The organism is Bathymodiolus platifrons methanotrophic gill symbiont, from assembly GCF_002189065.1.
Lineage (GTDB): Bacteria > Pseudomonadota > Gammaproteobacteria > Methylococcales > Methylomonadaceae > Methyloprofundus.
The window spans coordinates 1-3,630 of record NZ_BDMN01000193.1 but is presented as its reverse complement, the minus strand read 5'-3'; the positions used below and the strand labels follow the sequence as shown (position 1 = coordinate 3,630).

Here is a 3,630-nt window from a genome sequence, read left to right as displayed (position 1 = left end):
GTTTGTTTTTCCTAACCGCGCCCTTTTGATTCTGAATCGGGAATTAACTACCACGCTTTATAAAAAAACCATTAGCCAGCACCGCCTTGAGTGGACAAGGACTTGATGCTGACGCTATCAAACAGGCATTATATCTTACTGTAAACTGACGCTTATACGGGAGGCGCGGAGTTTCCCCCTTGTTGTGCATCCAGCCGTCCCATAACAGCTTGGATAATCTTATCAGCAGCACTTTGAGTAACAGATTCAACGCGCGGAGTGCTTAATTGCTGGATAATCTCCCCTTGCTTAGATTGTTGCACCTCTCCATAGCTATACAGAGTTGTTAAAACCTGTTCATGCCCTAAATTTTGACTCCATGCTTTGAGTACCTCTTTTAGTTTCAGGTTTTAGTCGACGGAAACTATACCATCTAACCTTTTTAAGAGGTGTTGCATTTATTATATGAATTCGGGATGTTTTATAATGACAAAAAAGAGGGCAGGGGGTTCTTATCAAAGATTTGATGAAAGAATATAGCTTATCCAAAGCGAGTATTTATCGATATCTTGGAGATACTAAAGATATATAGTGGTGCAACATTGAATGTCTGGATTATATGCCCAAAGCGGACATCCAAAAGGCAGGATGGGTTGATACCTAAACGATTCAGGTAAGAAATATGGATGTATTAAGAGAAATTTTAAGTTGGTCAGAGACACGGCCTGAATGGCAACGAGATGCGTTAAGTCGTCTTGCCGCTAATGGTGAATTAACGGATGAAGATATCGTAGAGTTAATCGAAATCTGCAAGAGTAAGCACGGCTTGGCAGAGGCAAAGGAACTCAATCTTTTAACTGAAGATAAGCTTCCAACAATTGATACTGATGCAGGCTACGTGAATGTTCAATCAATTTATCATCATTGCGGCGTTAATGCCCTTGCTGAAAACCAAACTGTTAATTTTGGTTTGGGACTTACAGTTGTATATGGGGATAACGCTGCAGGAAAATCTGGTTATACGAGAATTTTTAAGAGTGCCTGCCGAACACGTGGGACAGAATATATTCTTGGCAACGTGGCCTCAGATTCGGCTCCGGTAGCAACATCAGTAGAGATTAAATACTCAGTTGGAGACAATGGTGTTGAACATGTTTGGGCTGGAGAAGGTAGTGCTGAGCCGATATCCCGCGTGAGTGTTTTTGACAGTCACTCCGCTACTGTGTATTTGACTGAAAAAACTGATGTTGCCTTCAGGCCATTTGGATTGGACTTATTTGATAAATTGGCTCAGACCAGTAAGTCTATTCAAGACCGACTTGAACACGAGAAACGTGCTTTAGGTACTGGAGGACTACATCTTGATCTGCCCGAGGGTACTGTTGCCGCAAAGTTTATTGCAAGCATATCGTCATTGACTAAACCAGAAAAGGTAGTGGAGCTCGGGACTTTATCTGAAGAAGAGATCGAACGAAGTAAGTTACTTGAAAAGCAATTATTAGATATGCGTGCAAAAGACCCTGCTAAAGCAGCTCAAGAGTTAAAGTTGAGAGCAGGAAGATTAGGCTCATTGGCCGAACAATTAAAAATGGTTGAATACTCTCTGACAAATGAAGCTGTTCAGACCGTATTTAAAGAACAAGAAGATGTTCAGAAAAAAAGTGAAACCTCAAAAAAGTTGCGTTCTGAGACATTTCCAGACGGAATGCTTAGTGAAACTGGTAGCAATAATTGGGTGGAAATGTGGGAAGCTGCGAGAATATTTTCAGAGAGTGGAGCATATCCCGATAAACTATTTCCTGTAACGGATGATGGTGCACAGTGTCTTTTATGTCAGCAAGATATCAAAGAAGAAGCTTCTGAGCGTTTAAAACAGTTTGAACTATTTGTCATTTCAGTGGTGGAAAAGGAATTCCGAGATGCCCGAAATCTGTATGCGAGACACTACAAAGAGTTAGATGAACTTAATATTAAGAATGATGCTGTTGATAAAGGTGTTGAGGATGTGCGAATTGAAGCAGCTGAACTCGCCGAGGAATTAATAATAGCTATCAAGGCCTCGAAAGATCGATGTAAAGCGGTAATTGATGGCCTGAAGGTAAAGAAGGGTTTGCCAAGCGATCTTCCTGAAAATGTATCTATTGTAAGTAAGGTTAATGGGCTTATTTCCCAATTGAGTGAGCGAGTTGACGCTCTACAAAAACAAAGTGGTGCTGAAGAAGTAGTCAAGATAGAAAAAGAGTTGCAAGAGCTAAATGCTAGGAAAATCCTTGGAAAATCCGAGAAACAGATTTTAGGTGAAATCGACCGGAAAAAGAAAATTGCAGCTTATGGACTCTGTATTAACGATACAAGAACACAGGGCATCACAGCAAAGAGTACTGCTATCACGAAAGTCGTTGTTACGGAGAAACTTAAGAAGAGCTTCCAACACGAGCTGAAAAAACTCAAGTTCAAACACGTTGATGTTGAGTTGACGGAATCAGGAGGTAGTTTAGGGAATTTATATCACAAGTTGGTATTAACCAAAGCGCCAGGAGTGGTGCTTCCGAGAGTTGTCAGCGAGGGTGAACAGCGATGTTTATCAATTGCCGCTTTTTTTGCGGAATTAAGTACCGCCGATGACCCTTCAGCTATTTTGTTCGATGATCCAGTCTCCTCATTGGACTATAAATGGCGAGACAGTGTTGCCCAGAGGCTTGTTGAGGAAGCAAAACACAGACAAGTGATGGTGTTCACACATGATGTAGTGTTTTTGCTTCAATTGAAACAATACGCAAAGCAGCAGAGTGTGAATATGATGGATCAACATATTAAGCAAATCGATCCTATAGGCGCTGGTATCTGTGAACAGGAAGTGCCGTGGATAGCGATGAAGGTAAGCAAAAGGATTAGTGTATTAAAAAATAGCTTGCAAGGAACGGTCAAACTGTTCAGAGAAGGCCACCAAGCCTCGTATGAAAAAGAGGCTGTGGGTATCTATGGACAGCTAAGAGAAACCTGGGAGCGAGGTATTGAAGAGGTATTATTGTGTGGTGTTGTTGAGCGTTTCAGGCTTGGTGTGCAAACTCAGCAGATTGAGACGATCTCTGATTATAATCCCCCAGCAAATCCAGACAAGAAATCAAAGCAATCTTATTCCAAATTAGTTACTATTTGTAAAAAATTGGAGTATTAAAATGAGCAGAAAAAGAACGGTCTACAGTGCTGAATTTAAAAGCAAGTTGGTATTAGAAGTTTTAAAGAATGAAAAAACACTGCAAGAAATTGCCAGTGCAAATAACATCACACCTAAGAACCTACAAAACTGGAAAAAAATATTCTTAGACAATGCAGAAATAGCAATGGAGCCCTCCAAAGCCGTTAAAGATTACAAAGAGGATCTATTAGCAGCTCAAGAACAAAATGAGATGCTCACAAAAATCGTAGGAAAAATGACGGTTGAAAAGGAGTGGCTCGAAAAAAAGCTAAAAAGCTTGGACTCATCTGATAGAAAACAGTTGATTGAGCCCAAGCTTAACACTCTACCTCTAACACAGCAGTGTGCATTATTAGGATTAAATAGAAGCAATCTCTATTACAAAAAAAGAGAGAATAAAAAGAAAGAAGAGATCAAAACTCAGATTAATCACATTTTTAAAGACATCCCTA

The 3,630-nt window shown here is 40.3% G+C and carries 3 protein-coding genes; 2 read left to right on the top strand and 1 reads right to left on the bottom strand.

Annotated elements, in window-relative coordinates; all coding sequences use genetic code 11:
- Nucleotides 1-152: 152 nt before the first annotated feature.
- Nucleotides 153-302 (bottom strand): hypothetical protein, encoded by a 150-nt coding sequence (locus CDZ78_RS11545; protein ID WP_373862480.1) that lies wholly within the window; start codon nucleotides 300-302, stop codon nucleotides 153-155.
- Between the two features lie 359 nt (nucleotides 303-661).
- Between CDZ78_RS11545 and CDZ78_RS11540 the strand changes: the two genes are divergently transcribed.
- Both CDZ78_RS11540 and CDZ78_RS11535 read left to right on the top strand, forming a co-directional pair.
- A complete protein-coding gene (locus CDZ78_RS11540; RefSeq protein ID WP_087870149.1) occupies nucleotides 662-3,157 on the top strand; it encodes an AAA family ATPase in 2,496 nt (831 codons plus the stop codon).
- Between the two features lies 1 nt (nucleotide 3,158).
- A partial coding sequence (locus CDZ78_RS11535; protein WP_140414013.1) for a transposase occupies nucleotides 3,159-3,630 on the top strand: 472 nt, incomplete at its 3' end.

What these genes read in the sequence shown, in the direction of transcription:
- CDZ78_RS11540 (WP_087870149.1), top strand. Translation starts at nt 662, where the DNA reads ATGGATGTATTAAGAGAAATTTTAAGTTGGTCAGAGACACGGCCTGAA.